The 1,352-nt window shown below is 74.0% G+C and carries 1 protein-coding gene and 1 pseudogene; both read right to left on the minus strand.

All coding sequences use genetic code 11. The features are described from left to right. Positions 1–258 (minus strand): annotated as a pseudogene (locus NBZ83_RS32125) (hypothetical protein); the annotation flags it as partial. 156 nt (positions 259–414) lie between these two features. Then, on the minus strand, positions 415–1,065 hold the full coding sequence (locus NBZ83_RS32130; RefSeq protein WP_261576513.1) for a MerR family transcriptional regulator: 651 nt from the start codon (positions 1,063–1,065) through the stop codon (positions 415–417). Positions 1,066–1,352 lie beyond the last annotated feature (287 nt).

The following is a 1,352-nucleotide window of genomic DNA, read 5'->3' on the forward strand; positions in this document are numbered from 1 at the left end:
GGCGTAGAGCTGGTCGGCGGTCAGTGCTGTGGTGACGAGGCGGTTGACGAAGGTCGTGGACCGGCCGAGGCCGCCGCCGAAGGGGGCGTCGAGGAACTTGGCATGGCGGCCGGCGGTGGCGAGGAGTCGGCCGATGCCGGCGGCGTGGTCGAGGATCTCGCCGACGCGGGCACTGGGCCGCGGTGGATTGGCCGCGGCTGCGGTGGCAATGCGGGCCGCGGCGTCGGCGAGGCTGCCGTAGGTGAGAGGTTCACGCATCGCTCGGCGCGGTGGGTGCGCGTGCGGGCAGCGGTGTCGCTGCGGGTGGAGGGAGAAGCTGCCGGGCGTGCGGCGCGTGAGCGTCGCAGCGGCGTTGGCCGGGGCGGGGCCTGTGCCGCGGGGCCGGCTCCGCCGGGGCTGCGCTGGTCGGCCGGGTCATCGGGGTGGCCGACCAGGGGAGCGTCCAGACGTTCGGGCTCCTGGTAGCTCGGGTTGCCGTTGGTCGTGCCCCCTGGTCTGGCCCCGGCTTGCCGTCGGCACACGCGTGGGCAGCGGCGGGCGCGGTTGGGAACTCATAGATGCGCCGCTGGCCGGTCGGGGGGCCGCTGCTAGCAGGGCCCGAGGCGCGCCAGCCGACGTGGCCGGTTGAGGGTCGGGGTCGGCCTGGTCCTCCTCACCAGTCAGACCGAGGGCGTGGAGGAGGTCGGTGGTGCGGACGCGGTAGAGGCGGCCGTAGCGGCGAACCGGGCAGGGGAAATCGTCGGCGCGGGCGAGGTTGTAGGCGAGGGTCCGGCCGAGCCCGAACAGCTTTGCCGCGGTGGGGAGATCGACGATGGGAGGGAGGCGTCGGAGTCGCGTGAGCTGCCAGTCGGTCCAGCCATTGCCCTCGAGGCCGAGGCTGTGCAGGAGGTCGGCGGTGCGGACGCGGTAGAGGCGGCCGTAGCGGCGGACCGGGCAGGGGAAATCGTCGGCGCGCGCCAGCTCGTAGGCGAAGGTGCGACCGATCCCGAACAGGGGTGCCGCGGTCGACAGGTCGAGGACGAGGGGTAGGCGTCGGAGGTTCTCCGGTGAGGTCGGCGAATGCATGTGGGCTTCTCTCGGGGTCGAGATTCGGGGTGATGCGGCGACAAGCAGCGGGGCCCGCGGTCCTGATCACAGGCCGGGCGTTGGCAGTCCCGGCCAGGCGGGGAGGTCCAGTTGCGGGACGTCCGGATCTGCTGGCGGTGTCGTGGGGGTTGCCGGTCCGGCTCTCGGGCGCCGCCCTGGCTCCGGCTGCCTGACGGAGGGAGCAGATTCGGCCCGGTGCGGCAGCAGCCCCGCCGGCTCGGTTCCTGGCTGCGACGGTTGCTTGCGCGGGGCTGCGGGGGGTGGGG

Source organism: Frankia gtarii, from assembly GCF_025403375.1.
Taxonomy (GTDB): Bacteria; Actinomycetota; Actinomycetes; order Frankiales; family Frankiaceae; genus Frankia; species Frankia gtarii.

Bases quoted from the DNA above. Each gene is read 5' to 3' on its own strand.
- NBZ83_RS32130 (WP_261576513.1), bottom strand. From the start codon at position 1,065: ATGCATTCGCCGACCTCACCGGAGAACCTCCGACGCCTACCCCTCGTC.